Source organism: Parabacteroides sp. AT13 (genome assembly GCF_002272965.1).
Classification (GTDB): Bacteria; Bacteroidota; Bacteroidia; order Bacteroidales; family Tannerellaceae; genus Parabacteroides; species Parabacteroides distasonis.
This window is the reverse complement of record NZ_NQMH01000001.1, coordinates 3,005,802-3,022,465: the sequence shown is the minus strand read 5'-3', so window position 1 is coordinate 3,022,465 and position 16,664 is coordinate 3,005,802. Positions and strand designations below refer to the sequence as shown.

At 45.1% G+C, this 16,664-nt stretch carries 18 protein-coding genes; 7 read left to right on the top strand and 11 right to left on the bottom strand.

The annotated features are described in order from the left end of the window. Positions 1–42: 42 nt before the first annotated feature. The gene (gene lysA, locus CI959_RS12635; RefSeq protein WP_009018137.1) at positions 43–1,203 is read left to right on the top strand and encodes a diaminopimelate decarboxylase; all 1,161 of its coding nucleotides are present in this window, start codon (positions 43–45) and stop codon (positions 1,201–1,203) included. Positions 1,204–1,329: 126 nt separating this feature from the next. Then, entirely contained in the window at positions 1,330–2,493 is a 1,164-nt protein-coding gene (locus CI959_RS12630) for a glycosyltransferase (RefSeq protein ID WP_009018136.1), read from the top strand. Here CI959_RS12630 and CI959_RS12625 read toward each other — a convergent pair. The 10 genes from CI959_RS12625 to CI959_RS12575 form a co-directional block, all read right to left on the bottom strand. Next, on the bottom strand, positions 2,490–3,023 hold the full coding sequence (locus CI959_RS12625; protein WP_008780092.1) for a very short patch repair endonuclease: 534 nt from the start codon (positions 3,021–3,023) through the stop codon (positions 2,490–2,492). The genes CI959_RS12630 and CI959_RS12625 overlap by 4 nt on opposite strands. Before the next feature lie 42 nt (positions 3,024–3,065). Next, on the bottom strand, positions 3,066–4,310 hold the full coding sequence (locus CI959_RS12620) for an ABC transporter permease (RefSeq protein ID WP_057317141.1): 1,245 nt from the start codon (positions 4,308–4,310) through the stop codon (positions 3,066–3,068). After that, positions 4,311–5,510 (bottom strand): pyridoxal phosphate-dependent aminotransferase, encoded by a 1,200-nt coding sequence (locus tag CI959_RS12615; protein WP_005854538.1) that lies wholly within the window; start codon positions 5,508–5,510, stop codon positions 4,311–4,313. Between the two features lie 77 nt (positions 5,511–5,587). Beyond that, a complete protein-coding gene (locus CI959_RS12610) occupies positions 5,588–6,874 on the bottom strand; it encodes an MBL fold metallo-hydrolase (RefSeq protein WP_057317140.1) in 1,287 nt (428 codons plus the stop codon). Between the two features lie 58 nt (positions 6,875–6,932). Beyond that, complete coding sequence (locus CI959_RS12605) at positions 6,933–7,832, bottom strand: YitT family protein (protein ID WP_005854534.1); 900 nt, start codon at positions 7,830–7,832, stop codon at positions 6,933–6,935. 141 nt (positions 7,833–7,973) lie between these two features. Beyond that, positions 7,974–8,366, bottom strand: a complete 393-nt coding sequence (locus CI959_RS12600) for a hypothetical protein (protein WP_011966662.1) — start codon at positions 8,364–8,366, stop codon at positions 7,974–7,976. Positions 8,367–8,440: 74 nt separating this feature from the next. Continuing rightward, positions 8,441–8,824 carry a hypothetical protein gene (locus CI959_RS12595; protein ID WP_005854530.1) on the bottom strand — a complete coding sequence of 128 codons (384 nt, stop codon included), beginning with the start codon at positions 8,822–8,824 and terminating at the stop codon, positions 8,441–8,443. 456 nt (positions 8,825–9,280) lie between these two features. Next, a complete protein-coding gene (locus CI959_RS12585; protein WP_036631086.1) occupies positions 9,281–9,664 on the bottom strand; it encodes a hypothetical protein in 384 nt (127 codons plus the stop codon). 144 nt (positions 9,665–9,808) lie between these two features. Then, positions 9,809–10,984, bottom strand: a complete 1,176-nt coding sequence (locus CI959_RS12580) for an MFS transporter (RefSeq protein WP_005854524.1) — start codon at positions 10,982–10,984, stop codon at positions 9,809–9,811. Positions 10,985–10,997: 13 nt separating this feature from the next. Beyond that, positions 10,998–12,881 (bottom strand): ABC-F family ATP-binding cassette domain-containing protein, encoded by a 1,884-nt coding sequence (locus tag CI959_RS12575; RefSeq protein WP_057317139.1) that lies wholly within the window; start codon positions 12,879–12,881, stop codon positions 10,998–11,000. A 99-nt stretch (positions 12,882–12,980) separates the two neighbouring features. On the opposite strand from CI959_RS12575, the gene ung reads away from it, so the two are divergent. From ung to CI959_RS12560, 3 genes are read left to right on the top strand one after another with little or no spacing between them, the layout of a single operon-like run. Further along, entirely contained in the window at positions 12,981–13,643 is a 663-nt protein-coding gene (gene ung / locus CI959_RS12570; RefSeq protein WP_011966666.1) for a uracil-DNA glycosylase, read from the top strand. Between the two features lie 27 nt (positions 13,644–13,670). Beyond that, positions 13,671–14,381, top strand: a complete 711-nt coding sequence (locus tag CI959_RS12565; RefSeq protein WP_011966667.1) for a DUF169 domain-containing protein — start codon at positions 13,671–13,673, stop codon at positions 14,379–14,381. Next, a complete protein-coding gene (locus tag CI959_RS12560; protein ID WP_005854515.1) occupies positions 14,371–14,682 on the top strand; it encodes an MGMT family protein in 312 nt (103 codons plus the stop codon). The genes CI959_RS12565 and CI959_RS12560 overlap by 11 nt, the downstream gene beginning before the upstream one ends. Before the next feature lie 6 nt (positions 14,683–14,688). On the opposite strand, the gene CI959_RS12555 is transcribed toward CI959_RS12560, so the two are convergent. Continuing rightward, positions 14,689–15,201, bottom strand: coding sequence for a hypothetical protein (locus tag CI959_RS12555; RefSeq protein ID WP_230327247.1), 513 nt, complete (start codon positions 15,199–15,201; stop codon positions 14,689–14,691). A gap of 214 nt (positions 15,202–15,415) precedes the next feature. Between CI959_RS12555 and CI959_RS12550 the strand changes: the two genes are divergently transcribed. Both CI959_RS12550 and msrB read left to right on the top strand, forming a co-directional pair. Further along, entirely contained in the window at positions 15,416–15,541 is a 126-nt protein-coding gene (locus CI959_RS12550; protein ID WP_197730312.1) for a DUF417 family protein, read from the top strand. A gap of 14 nt (positions 15,542–15,555) precedes the next feature. Then, positions 15,556–16,638 carry a peptide-methionine (R)-S-oxide reductase MsrB gene (gene msrB, locus CI959_RS12545; protein ID WP_009018127.1) on the top strand — a complete coding sequence of 361 codons (1,083 nt, stop codon included), beginning with the start codon at positions 15,556–15,558 and terminating at the stop codon, positions 16,636–16,638. Positions 16,639–16,664 lie beyond the last annotated feature (26 nt).

The window sequence follows — 16,664 nt, the reverse complement described above, 5'->3', positions numbered from 1 at the left end:
TTACAGACTGCCCTTATTTATCTTTATATAATTTCGTATAATATGCTCAAAGGAACATTTCCTGTAGAAAAGTTCAAGCAGCTTTCTACGCCTTTTTATTATTATGATGTCAAGCTATTGCAAGACACATTAGACGTAGTAAAAACCGAATCCGGGAAATATGGTTACCACGTGCATTATGCCGTGAAAGCGAATGCCAATCCCCGTATCCTTTCCATCATAGCGGCAAACGGCCTTGGCGCAGACTGCGTAAGTGGCGGCGAGGTACAGGCAGCTTTAGATGCCGGTTTTCCTGCCGATAAGATTGTCTTTGCCGGTGTTGGCAAAGCGGATTGGGAGATCAACCTAGGACTGGACAATGATATTTTCTGCTTTAACGTGGAATCTGCCGTTGAGCTGGAAATCATCAATGAGCTGGCGGCCGCTAAAAATAAAGTAGCCTCTATCGCCCTTCGTATCAACCCGGAAGTGGATGCCCATACGCATGCCAAGATCACGACGGGTATGAAAGAGAATAAATTCGGTATCAACCTTAGCCAATTAGGAGGTGTACTGGATAAATTAAAGGAGATGAAGAATGTGAAGTTGATCGGTATCCATAGCCATATCGGTTCACAGATCACGGATATGTCTAGCTTCCGCAATTTGGTAATTCGTTTCAACGAGATACAGGAAGAACTGGAAGCTCATGGGGTTACAGTGGAGAACCTAAACTTCGGAGGTGGACTAGGTATCGATTACTATCACCCGAATCATTTATCGATCCCGGCTTTCGATAACTATTTCGCAGCCATTCATAAACTGCTTCAAGTACGTCCGGGTCAACAGGTACATTTTGAGCCGGGACGTTCGATCGTCGCTCAATGCGGAACATTAATCTCTAAGGTATTATATGTCAAGGAAGGAGAGACGAAGAAATTCGCTATCCTTGATGCAGGTTTCACGGAATTGATCCGCCCGGCGATGTACGACGCTTATCACCGTATCGAGAACATCAGCAGCGATGAGGCAGTAGAGACTTACGATGTAGTGGGCCCGATCTGTGAGTCATCGGATGTATTCGGTAAGGATGTAGAGTTGAATAAGGCTCATCGTGGCGACTTGATCGCCCTTCGTTCCGCCGGCGCTTATGGCGAGGTCATGGCCTCCCAATACAACTGCCGCCATTTACCGAAAGCCTATTATTCCGATACGATAAAATAATGAGCCAATTGATCAATGTGCCAATGTAAATACCTTGAGTAGCTTATTGGCACATTGGCGTATTAATCATATTGGCTCATTAATGATATTGGCACATTGGCATATTAATCACATTGGCACATTATTATGTTTCTACTCAATAATACAGAGCTTTTCCTATTGGGAATCACCTTAATAGGGTTCGTTATCTTATCTCTTTATTATCTGATCGCTTATGCCCGCCTTTTACGTGCGTCAAGACGAACGGATGATACCTTAGAGGAAGGTAATAAACTCCCCGTATCCATCATCATATACGCTAAAAATGATTCTGAGAACCTCAAGAAACACCTTCCTGCGTTACTTACACAAGATTACCCGGAATATCAGGTAGTCGTTATCAACGATGGCTCGAGCGACGATACTGACGATACGCTAAAGTTCTTTCAAAATGAGTATAAACATTTGTATCATACTTACGTCCCCTCGGACGCTCGTTACCTAAGCCGCCGTAAACTGGCGTTTACCCTAGGCGTGAAAGCGGCCAAATACGATATTCTTCTATTCACGGAGGCGAATTGCCAACCGCTCAACGATCAATGGTTATCTGCCATGGTTGGTGGATACACACCCGAGACCAGTATTGTCTTGGGCTACTGCAAATACAGCAACTACAAGGGATTCTTTCATAAGTTGATCGCCTATGATAACTTATTGACGGGTTTACGTTATCTATCTTCCGCCCTCTCCCATCACCCATATACCGGAAACGGACGAAATTTATCTTATCGGAAAGAGTTATTCTTCAAGCATAAAGGTTACTACCAATCCTTGAACTTGCATGCGGGAGACGATGACTTATTCATCAACGAAGCCTCGACCAAGGAGAATACGAAAGTAATCTACACTCCGGACAGCCTAACGGAAATGGATCAAATCGAACGTTTTGGAATCTGGAAAGAGATGAAGGTTTCCCGTGCCGCCACTCAACGGTATTACAAAGGAAGCGCCTTGACATTCTATCATCTCGAATCCACTTGTTTCTTCCTTTTCCAAGTATCGGTTATCGCTACGGTTGTGATCGGATTACAGGGCAACTGGCTAATCTCCTTGATCGCCGTATTATTATATTTGATACGTTTTATAATCAAGGCAATCGTTTTCGGCAAATCGGCTCGAATGCTTCAACAAAGCCCTACTATCGGTTGGTTATTCCTGCTGGAGTTTATTCAACCCATATTCAATGGATATGTCCGTATTTACCGGCTTTTCAGAAGTAGGAAGGATTATACGTTCCGGTTGGAGAATTAATAATGATGAGCACTCTCATAGGATATCTCTTCTTCCGCCACTTTGGGAAGTTCTTCCTCCTCTAGTAGCGGGTAGGCTGGGGTAAACTTCGCATGATAGGTAGATTCCACATACGTCTTTTCCAATAAACGGACGACATTTTCTAAAGTAGCTTGCCGTTCTTTGGGTTTAAGCTGGCATTCCCAAATCACCATCGTATTCCAGCCCATCGCTCGTAATTCCTCACGTACACGGGCATCCCGAGCTTTATTCCGGTTTAGTTTCTCGGTCCACCACTCTACCCGGGTACGGGGAGGACGAAATTCCGGGCAACCCTCGTGCCCATGCCAGAAACAGCCGTTCACGAAGATAGCGGTCTTATATTTACGCAATACGATATCAGGGGTACCGGGAAGGCGCTTTACATTCACACGAAAGCGAAAGCCACAATGGAACAGGTATTTACGGACTATAATCTCGGGCTTTGTATTCTTGCCCTTAATCATAGACATGATATAGCTACGCTTTTCTTTAGAGATAAGATCTGTCATATCAATCCGGCAAAACTAGAACGTATGCCAAAGATACGGCTTTTATTCAAAACGGATACTCTTGGCCGGATCAATCTTCGTAATCAAATAGGAAGGTCCCAGCATCATCAACATGGAGGCGGCCAATGTCCCTATATTCAAAAGGAACAGTGAAAATAGACTCAGATCGATAGGCACGGCATCCAAATAATAAATAGAAGGGTCTAATTGGATAATATGGAAATGAGATTGAAGCAAACAAAGAGAGATACCGATGATATTCCCCCACAACATTCCTTTGCCGATCAAGAAGAAAGAGACATACAAGAAAATCTTGCGAATACTGTTATTATTTTGTCCCAAGGCTTTTAGGATTCCGATCATATTGGTACGTTCCAAGATTATGATCAATAATCCTGAGATCATGGTAAACCCTGCGACGGAAAGCATCAGCGCCAAGATAACCACCACATTAATGTCTAGCACATCCAGCCAATTAAAGATCATCGGGTTCAACTCCTTGATCGAGCGGGCGTAAAACGTATTACCATTTCGGTCTTGCCGTTCCGTCAGATCGAAATAAATATCCTCGGCCACTTGGTCCAAACGATCATAGTCATCCACTTGCAACTCCAGTCCGCTTACTTGATCTTTATCCCAACCGTTCAAGCGACGTATCTGCTTAATATCGGCGATTACGAACATCTTGTCATAATCAAGGAAACCCGTCTCATAAATCCCCGTGATCGTGAACTTACGGGCACGCACATCGTCTTGCACAAAATAAGTCAGGAAAGAATCCCCTACCTTTAGTCCTAGCAGATCTGACAAATACTTGGAAATAATAACATCCGTAGAGTTCTTATCCGGCTGGATCGTAAAGATCTCGCCCTCTTTTAAATTATCCTTGAAGAAAGTCCAGTCATAATCCGTATCCACCCCTTTCAAGACAATACCTTGAAAGTCTTGGTCAGTCTTCAAGATACCTAGCTTCGTTGCGAATTTCTCGACATGGCGAATACCGGGGAATGCATCGAGCGCATTCAATAAAGTATCGCTAACCGCTATCGGCTGCGACTCATAGGAAGAATTACTATCGAAATTCGTGATCTGGATATGCGAGCCGAAACCGATCACCTTGTTCCGGACCTCTTTCTTAAAGCCTATCACGATCGCCACCGAAAGGATCATCACCGCCAATCCCAAAGCGATCCCGATCATGGCAATACAAACAGCGGGAGGAGTAACCTCACGATCCCCCTCCTTGCTGAAATGTATCTTTTCGGCGATAAATAGCTCTAAATTCATTTATAACATTCTTCCCGGATAAGCTTCCAACGCCTTTGATAACACCGTCAAAGCTTTCGCAAGATCTTCCTTTTTCAAAACATAGGCCATACGAACCTCATTCTTACCAAGTCCCGGTGTCGTGTAAAAACCCGACGCCGGTGCCATCATGACCGTCTGACCCTCGTATTCAAACTCTTCCAGACACCAAGCGCAGAACTTATCGGCATCATCCACCGGAAGTTTAGCCACCGTATAGAAAGCGCCCATCGGTATGGGAGAATAAACGCCGGGAATACGGTTTAAGCCATCGATCAAGCATTTACGCCGTTCCACATACTCGTCATAAGTCTCACGGGCATACTCCTCGGAAGCATCCAAAGAGGCCTCGGCAGCGATCTGTCCGATCAAAGGCGGGCTTAAACGAGCTTGGCAGAACTTCATGACGGCACTACGCACCTCGGCATTTTTCGTAATCAACGCACCGATACGGATACCGCATTCCGAATAGCGTTTGGAGACAGAATCGATCAATACCACGTTCTGCTCGATACCTTCCAGATGACAAGCCGAGATATACGGGGAACCGGTATAGATAAACTCCCGGTATACCTCATCCGAGAAAAGATAAAGATCATATTTCTTTACGATATCCCGGATTTGATTCATCTCACGACGCGTATACAAATAACCCGTAGGATTGTTCGGGTTACAGATCAGGATCGCTTTGGTACGCTCATTGATCAACTCCTCGAATTTTTCCACTTTCGGAAGAGAAAATCCTTCCTCTATCGTAGTCGTCACTGTCCGGATCACGGCTCCTGCCGAGATAGCGAATGCCATATAATTGGCATAAGCAGGTTCCGGTACGATAATCTCATCACCCGGATTCAAGCAACTCAAGAAGGCAAACAAAACAGCCTCCGAACCACCGGTAGTGATGATAATATCGTCAGCCGTAAGATTAATATCATACTTTTTATAATATCCAACCAACTTCTCGCGATAACTGCGATATCCCTGACTAGGGCTATATTCCAACACCGTACGATCGACATTACGGATCGCATCGAGTGCCGCTCGCGGAGTGGGAAGGTCGGGCTGACCGATATTCAGGTGATACACATGAACTCCTCTCTGTTTGGCAGCATCGGCCAATGGAGCCAGCTTCCGGATCGGGGAAGCGGGCATTTCGACTCCTCTTTGTGAGATGTTGGGCATTATTATTCTATATTTATTCGTTTTTATGATGCAAAGATAGGCATTTTAGTTGACAGTTGACACCAAATTCAAGCCGTTTATGACTTGAACCGCATCACGCTCTTTACAGTCATCGACTCATCATCGGCAGTGAGGTAAGTAACCGAATAGTCCTTGCCTCCCTCCTCGACATTGACAATCACATGACCGGCATCAAACGACGAGGGGTTAAGTATATCAAGCCACGGCTGTCCGGCATCCTCGGCACGACGCTCCGCGGGAAACACGGTAGGACACACGATGCGCTCGCCGGGATAAAGATTCCGGTTATAAAAACGCTCCATGACCGAGGGCAGCGTATGAAGCTGATCCCACACGTTGTTGACAACTACACGCGGACGCAACGCAGCCACGAGCTTATCAGTCATTGACTTGTGTCCGTGGTGATTGATTTTCGCCACACTCACCGGCTCAACCACGTCGGCTATCGCATCCTCTATCTCGAATCTCTTTCCATTAGGCAACTCCCAGCCATCAGAGAAGTCTCCCGCCGTATAGAATTTGAAATCGCCGTAGGTAAAGATCATGCCCAGGCTCATTCCGTTTTCACTGAACTTAACCGGATTGGATTTCTTGCGCTCCGCATAGAGGTCACGTATATTCCCCTCCTTATCGGCAATGCGGCCGTTGGCACAGATATTTCTTACCGAGAATCCCGGATATGCCGTAGCGTCTTTCTTCATGGCGATCTGGTTGGTTTCGCCAAGACAGAACTTCTCAATCTCCATCTTCTTATGAGCCAACATATAGTCGTAAAAATCCTTCATGTGCTCAAAAGCATCGGCTGCCTCCTGGGTCAAAGGAAGAGGATCGTTGTAGTCGGGCCAGCAACGGTCAAAAGCCTTGCCAAACGTAAGGTACTCGGCAGCCTGAGAGAATCCACTTAGGTAGTAATCCTTACCATCCCTCGTCTCCTTACGAGCGTAGAATTTATTGTTGCCACCGTGATCTGAATGATAGTGCGTCAACATCATATAATCAACATAATCCTTCTGAGGGTTCACTCTCCGGACATAGCGTGAGATCCACTCCCCGGCATGCCGATCGGGATTGGGAAGCACCGGCACAGCCAATTTACCGCGCCCAACCGCATTATGATCACCACAATCAAGCAGCATCGTTGTACCGTCGGGGAAAATCAAGAACATCGATTCCGACACCCCGGTATAAATCAGATGAATCTGGAACTGCCCCTTTTTCCATCCTTTCCATGCTTTTCCTACTTCAGCATCCTTAGCGCCCCACGCCAAAGCCTCCCTGAAATCCATCAAACAAGCAGCGCTCACAAGCGTAGCATTCTTCAAAAAACCTCTTCTATCCATCATTCAAAACCGATATTAATATTAGCCTACCCACAAATATACGGAATAATTCTTAATTCTATTAAATACCCGGCCGTGGCGAATCCTTGCTAGCGTGCATCGTAGAAACAAAGGCATTCGGATCGATCTCTTTCACCTCATCTTTCAAGCGGGGCATATCTTTTCGTTCAGCGATCGTGAATATAATCTCAGTCTCATTTCCCTGATACATTCCCTTACCGTGGATAAAAGTACCCCTCATACCCATTTTATCGACTATCAAGGTCTTCAACTCCTGTGTCTTACGAGAGACAATGAAGACGGCACGGTTCGGATTCTCCGTCTGGAACATCTCCACGATTTTTCCATATACGAAAATAGTAAACCAAGAATACAAAGGTACCGCCCAATCCTTAAATACGATCAAGCCCAACAATACGACCGCAGAATCCAATACGATGATCATATTGCTGACCTTCAAGTTGGAGTCATTAGCGATCACACGTGCCAATACATCCGTACCGGCACTCGTACTTTGCGCCCGGAAAATACAAGTCACACCCAATCCTAAAATAGCTCCACCGTAAAAGGCGGCGATAAAGGCATCGTTCTCCACCAATGGATCGGTAAGGAAATAAGATAATGAGTCGGTAAATATAGAGATCAGCAAGAAAGTAACGATCGTCTTCGGGCCGGAAGACAATCCGATCTTTTTCATCGCCAAAATCATCAACGGGATATTGAAGCAAAGCGCCGTCGCACCCATCGGCAAACCATCCGGGAAGAACGGGAACAAATCTTTCGTCACATAGTGGATTACGATAGAGATACCATACACACCTCCCGGTACGATTTTGTAAGGCGCTAGGAAAAGCACGTAACTAAGTGCCTGCAAAAATGAACCTACCACGATTAAGGAGTAGTCCATTACATTTCTCTTCAAAGTAGCATTAGAAGGGACTAAAAGTTGTTGTGTTGTCATGACTCGAATTAAGCGTTATTTGTAAAACGCCGCAAACTTACACAATCTTCTTCGATTTATACGCGAGCCTTAAAAAAAAGTATCCCCACTATTTACCTTTTGACAGGAAATAGTGGGGGACACACTCTTATATAGTATAAATTACTTACTTGCGTTATCCGCTAAGTACACTTCCGGGAACGTATTAATACCCAGCGTACGGTTGTTATTGTTCGTGATGTTCAATAAAGTAACATACTTACGATATTGATCCGGGCTCAAAGCCTTCTTCATCAACTTCAAGTTACCGTAAACCGCTTGATACATTTTCTTATCCTGCAATTTAGCGCTAGCTTTTACGCTCGCATTCTGCATCTCGATGAAATATTCGTTGATGTTAGCTACCTCGTCCAACTGGCTCGGAGTCAATTGCAAATAGTTCGCTAACTTCTCTGTACTTACCACAAACGGTTCTCTACTCAAACTCGGTTTCTGAGCGAAGCTCATTGTCGCACACATCAATAAGGCTGCGACTGCCATTCCAAAACGTTTCATAATACCTAAAAACCTTAAATTGTTAAACCTAAACAAAAACCTTAAAAACACATAGCCCAATCACATTGGCTTAATTACTTCTCAGCCAAATAGCTGTCCAAAAGCGGATTAGAAACCTTATCTTCCTGATTAGCGCGAGTCACATTAATCAACGCTACATATTTACGATATTGATCTTTAGTCAATGCACGTTTCATCAGTTTCAAATTACACAACAATGCGTTGCGAGTTTCTTCCGGTCTTGCGTTATTGCAAAGCGCTTCCGCAGACAGGGGTTGACCTAATTGATTCTCGAAGTAAGTATTAATCTCTGACACCTCAGCGATCTGGTTTGCGTCAAGCTGCAAATATCTGCTTAGCTTATCGAAACTCATACTCTTTGAATCACTAACCTTTTGAGCGAAGCTCATTGTCGCTACCATCATTAAAGCGACTACCATCATACCTAAACGTCTCATAATACCTAAAATTTAAACCTAAACTAAGACCTTAACTAATAAATGCGGCGTTTCCGCATCTTCCATCTTTCTCTTTTTGTTACTGCAAATATAACAGTATGTTTTATAACATTGTTCTTCAATACGGTTAATTTTTGCAAACAATTGACGTTATTGATATATATCAAGGCATATAGCAATCATTTTGTAATACATATTACGATAAACACTATCTATTTCATCATAGACACCGTTTATAAACAAACAAAAGCCTAGATATATTCTTATACAAGCCTAGCTGTATTCTTATACGATACCGTATCTATTCTATAATCTCCGTCGTGGATTATACAAACCACAGCGTGGTCTATAAAAACCACGACATGATCTATACAGACCACGACGTGGTTTCTAGAATAGATACAGTCACAAGATACTTTTTATGCAATAGCTTGATACTTTACATCTATCCTTTACTTATTTATCGGCTAGATAAACATCGGGGAAGGAAAGCCCGCTCATCATCCGGTTATTATTGTTCGTTACGTTGATCAAAGCCACGTATTTCCGATATTGATCGGTGCTTAACGCCTTTTTCATCAACTTTAAGTTGCCAAATACGGCTTGCCGCATCCGTTTATCCCGCATTTTATGACTTCCCCTCAAGCCCTCGCTTTGCTTTTCCCTAAAATAATCGTTGATCATCGCTACCTCATTAATCTGGCTGGGACGTAATTCCAGATAGCTTACCAATTGGCCCACATTGACTACAAACGGTTCTTTATGTAAGCTCGATTCCTGCGCAAAACTCATTGTCACACTTACCAACAAGGCTGACATAGCCATTACTAAACGTTTCATACTACCTATTCCTTTCATTTGTTAAACCTTAAAAACCTATTTCTCTGTGATCTTTGATACAAATATAGGGTGAGGTTTCCCGCTAGAAAAGGAAGAATCGACGAAGTACGCCGTAGGTTTAGACGAAACCGGGAATCAAGCGGATCAAGAAATCAGCTTATTCCTCTCGTACGAGGCTTTTACCAAGCGGATATAGACGAATAAGGAAAGAAGGCAACAAACCGCCCCGACTCCGTAGGCGGTAGCCAGATTGGTATGGGTAGCGATAAAGCCGGCGGACAGCATCCCGATCCCCATCCCGAAATCGAAAGAGGTCAAGTAGGTAGAAGTGGCCGTACCGCGCATATGGTGCGGAGCGACATTCACGAAAAGACATTGAAAAGCCGGTACACTCACGCCAAAACCGATACCGATCGCCAAGGCGCAAGCGAAAAAGACAAATGATGTATGTACGGTAGCGAACACGGAAAACGAGATCGCTAAAGAAACCAAGGATACGATGGACACGACATGGATCTTGCCATGGTCCACCAACCGCCCGGAAATCAAACGGGCCGTCCCTACACCGATCGCCATACATATAAAGAAATAGCCTGGGTTCGGCACCTCGATCTCTTTACCATATAATACCACGAACGAGAGCAACATCCCATAAGGTATAGCGACCAGCAAATAGGCCAAGGCCGCAGGAAGCGCTTTTACCAAGATAAAACGATCCAACGAGAAGGCCGGACGAGGCACTTTCTCCCGTTTCGGATAACGGATCAGCCCGACGGAGCCGATCCCGACCAACGCGATCACCAAAGCGACCCCTATGATCCAGAAGAAACCATGCCGATCGTACAGCCCGACCGCCACCAAAGGAGCCAAAGACATGGCGAGATTGATCGTCAATCCGTAAAAGCCCATGCCCTCTCCTCTTCGCTTGGAAGGGATCACGTCTATCGTAATCGTATTGCCAGAGACTGAGGTCAGTCCCATAAACCCGCCTTGGATGAAACGAACCGCCATGATCGTATAGACTGTCATAGCAAACCAATAACCGGCAAACAAACAGGCGAATATCGTGAAGGCGAATACATATAACGGTTTGCGGGAGAAACAATCCACCAGATATCCCGAGAACGGGCGCACGCACAGCAACCCGATCGTATAGCTAGACAAGACCATCCCCACCTCGGACGTGCTGATGCCCAATTCCTCTACCAGATAGACCGGCATGGTAGGCATCAACATATAAAAGGCGAAATTCATCAAGAAGTAAGAGATACAACATTGGACGAAATTCCGGTTCCAAAGTACAGGTTTAGTCTCGCTCATTCCTCATTATTACTTATGCCAGCTCACTCAACTCCAGCCAGCGCATCGTTTTCTCGTCGATCTCTTCCATGACTTGGGTGATCCGTTGAGATTTAGCCATAAGCTCGTCCGTAGGCAAAGTACCACTGCTCATCGCAGTCTCCAACTCCGCCTTCTCCGCCTCCAAAGCCGGTATCTCCTCCTCTAGGGCCTCGAACTCTTTCCGTTCCTTGAAAGTGAGTTTTTTCTTTTGCTCATTGACAGGACGAGACGGTTTCTCCGGAGCCGGGTTTTGTCTCGCTTGCAAAGCAGCCTCCGCCTCTTTTTCCAGTTGGTCTTGCACATCTTTCCAATCCCGGTACTGCGTATAGTTGCCGGGGAAATCCTTGATATCAGCGTTACCCCGGAAAACCAGCAGGTGATCTACCACCTTATCCATAAAGTAACGGTCGTGGGAAACGACGATAGCACACCCCTTGAAGTTACGAAGGTATTCCTCCAATACGTTCAAGGTCACGATATCCAGATCATTGGTCGGCTCATCAAGCACCAAGAAGTTCGGGCTACGCATCAATACCGTACATAAATAGAGGCGACGCTTCTCGCCACCGCTCAATTTATAAACGTAATTATGCTGTTTCTCCGGCGTGAACAGGAAATAGTTCAAAAACTGGGACACTCCCATCTTCTGTCCGTTACCCAAATCCACGTATTCGGCGATCGCCTGCACCACGTCGATCACTTTCATTTGCTCATCGAACTTCAAGCCATCTTGACTATAATAGCCAAAGCGAACGGTCTCGCCCACATCGAAATGGCCGCTATCGGGAGCCACCTCCCCCATCAGCATCTTGATAAAGGTAGATTTGCCCGTACCGTTATTCCCGACAATACCCATCTTCTCGTAACGGGCGAAAATATAGTTGAAATCCTCCGTAATCTTCAAATCACCGAAACGTTTGCTTACATTCACCGCCTCGAAAATCTTCGAACCGATGTAAGAAGCCTTCACGTCCAAGTTCACCTTTCCGGTATCCCGTTGTTGCTTCGCTTTCTTTTCCAGCTCATAAAAGGCATCGATACGGTACTTCGCTTTCGTGCCCCGTGCCTGCGGCTGGCGGCGCATCCAATCCAGTTCCGTACGGAGAAGATTCTTCGCACGCTCCACGTCGGCGTTCATCGCCTCGACACGCTCTTGGCGTTTCTCCAGATAATAACTATAATTACCTTTATACGAATAGATTTGTTTATTATCGATCTCGATGATCTCACTACAAACACGATCCAAGAAGTAACGGTCGTGCGTCACCATCAAGATACTGATATTGGCCCGGCTCAGATAATCTTCCAGCCACTCGGTCATTTCCAGATCCAAATGGTTCGTCGGCTCATCCAAGATAATCAATTCAGGGTCCGTGATCAAGACATTCGCCAAGGCTACCCGTTTCAACTGCCCTCCGGACAATTCCCCGATCTTCTGATTGAAGTTATGAATCTTCAACTGCCCGAGGATTTGTTTCGCCTTTTGCTCATAATCCCACGCCTTGAAGCTATCCATACGGGTAAGGATGTCCTCCAGATTCGAGTGATCCTCTTTCGCCATCGCCTCCTCGTACTCAGCTATCAACTGGACAGTCTCGTTCTTCGAGTGGAAGCAAGCCTGTAGCACGGTCAGTTCTTCCGGATAAGAAGGTGATTGCTCCAAATACCCGACCCGCAGGTCTTTCCGGAAAACCACCTCACCCGAGTCGTAATCCTCCTTACCACCGATAATATTCAATAAGGTAGTCTTACCCGTCCCGTTTTTGGCGATCAACCCGATCTTCTGTCCTTGCGCGACTCCGAACGTTATATCCTCGAAAAGAACCAAATCACCGAAGCTCTTGGTCAGCTTATCTATCTGAAGGTAACTTATCATGTTTTCTTATTTAAATTCAAATCGGAAGGCAAACTTACACAAAATCCTCGAATTTTAAGCTTTTCTCCGTACCTTTGGTGGAAGAATAAGAAAAACACCATGAATGTTAGAATAGATGAAAGTTGGAGAAAACGTCTGCAAGAAGAATTTGACAAGCCTTATTTCGAGCAATTGGTGACATTTGTCAAAAACGAATATAAGCAAGCGCACGTACTTCCTCCCGGGCCCCAGATATTCCATATATTTAACGCATGCCCGTTTGAGAAGGTAAAAGTCGTTATCTTGGGACAAGACCCCTATCCAAATCCGGGGCAATACTATGGGGTCTGCTTCTCGGTACCCGATGGCGTGGCGATTCCCGGTTCCTTGATGAATATATTCAAAGAAATCTACGATGATCTTGGGAAACCGATTCCTTCCTCCGGGAATTTGGATCGTTGGGTAAGCCAAGGCGTATTTCCGATGAATTCCGTCCTCACGGTCCGTGCCCACCAAACAGGCTCGCACCGGAACAGGGGATGGGAAACGTTCACGGATGCCGTTATCAAGAAATTAAGCGACGAACGGGAAAATCTAATATTCATGTTATGGGGCAGTTACGCTAAAGCCAAGATTTCCCTTATCGATACGAGCCGACATTTGGTCCTAACGACCGTACATCCATCTCCCCGCTCCGCCGAATATGGTTTCTTCGGTTGTAAGCATTTCAGTAAGGCTAATGATTTCTTACGGGGTAAAGGCATCCCGGAAATCGATTGGTAAGTATAAATCAACCTAAATCAATCGCATATGGATATTCAAACGTTTATCGACAACTATCAGGAGACATTCTCCGGCAAAGCGGAATTACCGATCGCTTTCTGGTATTCCGATACTCTATCGGGAGAATTAAGGAAGACGCAAGGTTGCCTGTTTAAAGCGCTTCCCGCCATAAGGAACGGGGAGATTATCAGCATGAGCGGAGAAAGCATCGGTTGCGGAGGTGGGAAATTCTATACCGGATTCACTCCCATGCCGGAACATGTACCTAACTTTGTTTCCTTGAAAGAACGATATAAGCAAACACCCGAGATGGTTCTGGAAGGCATCAAGAAGATAGATGTACAAAGGGCGACCAAGCAATATATCCATTTCGCAAGAATCGACCGGCTTACTTCCTTCGAGGATGTGGAAGGGCTTTTGTTCCTCGCTACCCCGGATATCCTGTCCGGCTTGGTCACGTGGGCGTTTTTCGACAATAACTCGCCCGAGGCCATCTCCACGCCTTTTGGCTCGGGATGTAGCGCAACCATTACGCAAGCCGTCAATGAGAACCGGCGTGGCGGGCACCGTGCTTTCCTCGGCTTCTTCGATCCCTCGGCCCGCCCTTATGTGGAAAGCAACGTATTGAGTTTCACGATCCCGATGTCTCGCTTCAAGGAGATGTGCGAGACGATGCGTATTTGTAGCCTCGATACGCACGCATGGGGCAAGATAAAAGCGAGAATCGATGAAGGCTGATTTTTACACGGAAGTTTACAACATCGTAAAGGAAATACCGGAGGGAAATGTGGTTACCTACGGGCAGTTAGCCAAACTCGCCCGGAGGCCACAATGTTCCCGCATGGTAGGGCAAGCCATGTTCAACGCCCCGAGAGAGCTGAACTTGCCTTGCCACAGGGTAGTAAACAGCCAAGGAAGATTGGCTCCCAATTGGACGGAACAAAGGGAACTGCTGGAAAAAGAAGGCATCGCTTTCAAAAAGAACGGGTGCGTGGATTTAAAGAAGCATATTTGGGCGGAGATATTGCCCATTATTTAAGATACGTCACGCCATCACAAAGCTCATTATCCCCAAAAAGCATATCAACGCCATTATCAATATAGATAACAAGGTGATTATTCTCCTGTGAGCATATTTTATCGAGACATGCAATATCCCGATAAACAACAACACGTATAGTATCGCCTCCGGATAACCCAACATTTGATACATATAGGGTATTTTCGTATATATGTATCCTTCAAAGGATCCCATTGTCGGCCCAATGGTTGATAGCAAGGACAATCCTAGGATTATTACGCCTAATTTCATTAAGCCGTTCTTTTCCTCAAAAAACACCTTCCGTAAAGGCAATAACACCAAAGCCAACAGTATCCCGCGAAATATCTGCAGAACAGGCCCTAACACCACGATTGGCTCATCGACCGGCTTCATAAATGAGGATATCACATCGGTAGCGAACAAATCCCGATAGTTCATCACCAAAAGGGCAAATACCCCCGCGACAAAATATGCGATCGTGTGGGCATATATGATTTGCCAAAAATACTGAATCATGCCAATTCTCTTTTCCAATGTCCTAAGCCTCCATATGCTTTTATCCCATTAATGTAATCTCAGCTACAAATATACAATTAAGAAAAACAATACGTTCAATCATGAATTAGTTATTTACGCGACAAATCTTGTCAGTTTTTCTCATAACGACAGACTAAATTATCAAAGAACAAAAATTACGGATTATAGATTAAACATTAAGATGAACAAGAATATGAAATCAATTATCAGTTTCTTTAAATTCACCCCGACCGAGGCCGCCGGGATCAAGCCTTTGGTGGAGAACCATTTCCTGCTATTCTGGTTATATAATATAATGGATCTCATCCCTTCACGATAATAAAGAAAAAGTATATGAAACATCTAATTTTATTTATAGCTTTGCTAGTATCAAACGGACTAGCAATCGCGAGAACGACAATGAGTGATCAACTTTCAAAAACAACAAGAATGAATACCCAAAGTGAAATTTATTTTGCCGGTGGATGTTTCTGGGGAACAGAACATTTCATGAAGCAAATCGATGGCGTTACGAATACCCGAGTAGGTTACGCGAACGGGAAGATGAGTATCAAAAACCCGACTTACGAACAAGTGTGTAACGATAATACCGGATTCGCCGAGACAGTGGAAGTTAGCTACGATCCGCGACAAGCCGATTTGAAGTTATTGATCGAACTATTCTTCAAGACGATAGATCCGACAAGTATCAACCGGCAAGGCAACGATATCGGATCACAGTATCGTACCGGCATCTATTATACGAATACGGACGATCTGCCGATCATCAAAGAGACCGTGGAGGCATTGGCCAAGAATTATACCAAGCCCATCGTCGTAGAGATTCAGCCATTAAGTAATTTCTATCCGGCAGAAGACTATCATCAGGATTATTTAGATAAACACCCGGACGGTTATTGCCACATAAGCCCGGATCTATTCGATTTCGCCCGAAAGGCTAATAAGGGGAAAGCCTCGAACAAGCCTGTATCGCAAAAGAAATTCCAGAAACCGGATGATCAGACATTGCGCTCTAAACTCACCGCCGAACAATATGCGGTAACACAGCAAAACGCTACGGAAAGAGCTTTCAAGAATGAATATTGGAATGAAAAGCGTGAAGGCATCTACGTAGATATCACGACTGGGGAACCTTTGTTTATCTCTACCGATAAGTTTGATTCGGGTTGCGGATGGCCTAGTTTCTCCAAGCCGATAGACAAGAGCTTGGTGATGGAAAAAACGGATCTTTCCCACGGGATGAAACGGATTGAGATACGCAGCAAAACAGGAGATGCACATCTAGGGCACGTTTTTAATGATGGCCCAGCCGACAAAGGTGGGTTACGATACTGCATCAACAGCGCGTCATTAAGATTTATCCCTAAAGCAAAGATGGAAGAAGAGGGATATGCCGACTATCTCCCACTCCTATAAAAACAAATAAAAAAACATAGTTATGA

Bases quoted from the DNA above. Each gene is read 5' to 3' on its own strand.
- CI959_RS12565 (WP_011966667.1), top strand. From the start codon at position 13,671: ATGGATATTCAAACGTTTATCGACAACTATCAGGAGACATTCTCCGGC.
- CI959_RS12625 (WP_008780092.1), bottom strand. From the start codon at position 3,023: ATGACAGATCTTATCTCTAAAGAAAAGCGTAGCTATATCATGTCTATG.
- CI959_RS12550 (WP_197730312.1), top strand. From the start codon at position 15,416: ATGAAATCAATTATCAGTTTCTTTAAATTCACCCCGACCGAGGCCGCC.
- CI959_RS12620 (WP_057317141.1), bottom strand. From the start codon at position 4,310: ATGAATTTAGAGCTATTTATCGCCGAAAAGATACATTTCAGCAAGGAG.
- CI959_RS12575 (WP_057317139.1), bottom strand. From the start codon at position 12,881: ATGATAAGTTACCTTCAGATAGATAAGCTGACCAAGAGCTTCGGTGAT.
- CI959_RS12580 (WP_005854524.1), bottom strand. From the start codon at position 10,984: ATGAGCGAGACTAAACCTGTACTTTGGAACCGGAATTTCGTCCAATGT.
- ung (WP_011966666.1), top strand. From the start codon at position 12,981: ATGAATGTTAGAATAGATGAAAGTTGGAGAAAACGTCTGCAAGAAGAA.
- CI959_RS12585 (WP_036631086.1), bottom strand. From the start codon at position 9,664: ATGAAACGTTTAGTAATGGCTATGTCAGCCTTGTTGGTAAGTGTGACA.
- CI959_RS12600 (WP_011966662.1), bottom strand. From the start codon at position 8,366: ATGAAACGTTTTGGAATGGCAGTCGCAGCCTTATTGATGTGTGCGACA.
- CI959_RS12560 (WP_005854515.1), top strand. From the start codon at position 14,371: ATGAAGGCTGATTTTTACACGGAAGTTTACAACATCGTAAAGGAAATA.
- msrB (WP_009018127.1), top strand. From the start codon at position 15,556: ATGAAACATCTAATTTTATTTATAGCTTTGCTAGTATCAAACGGACTA.
- CI959_RS12595 (WP_005854530.1), bottom strand. From the start codon at position 8,824: ATGAGACGTTTAGGTATGATGGTAGTCGCTTTAATGATGGTAGCGACA.
- CI959_RS12615 (WP_005854538.1), bottom strand. From the start codon at position 5,510: ATGCCCAACATCTCACAAAGAGGAGTCGAAATGCCCGCTTCCCCGATC.
- CI959_RS12610 (WP_057317140.1), bottom strand. From the start codon at position 6,874: ATGATGGATAGAAGAGGTTTTTTGAAGAATGCTACGCTTGTGAGCGCT.
- CI959_RS12630 (WP_009018136.1), top strand. From the start codon at position 1,330: ATGTTTCTACTCAATAATACAGAGCTTTTCCTATTGGGAATCACCTTA.
- lysA (WP_009018137.1), top strand. From the start codon at position 43: ATGCTCAAAGGAACATTTCCTGTAGAAAAGTTCAAGCAGCTTTCTACG.
- CI959_RS12605 (WP_005854534.1), bottom strand. From the start codon at position 7,832: ATGACAACACAACAACTTTTAGTCCCTTCTAATGCTACTTTGAAGAGA.
- CI959_RS12555 (WP_230327247.1), bottom strand. From the start codon at position 15,201: ATGATTCAGTATTTTTGGCAAATCATATATGCCCACACGATCGCATAT.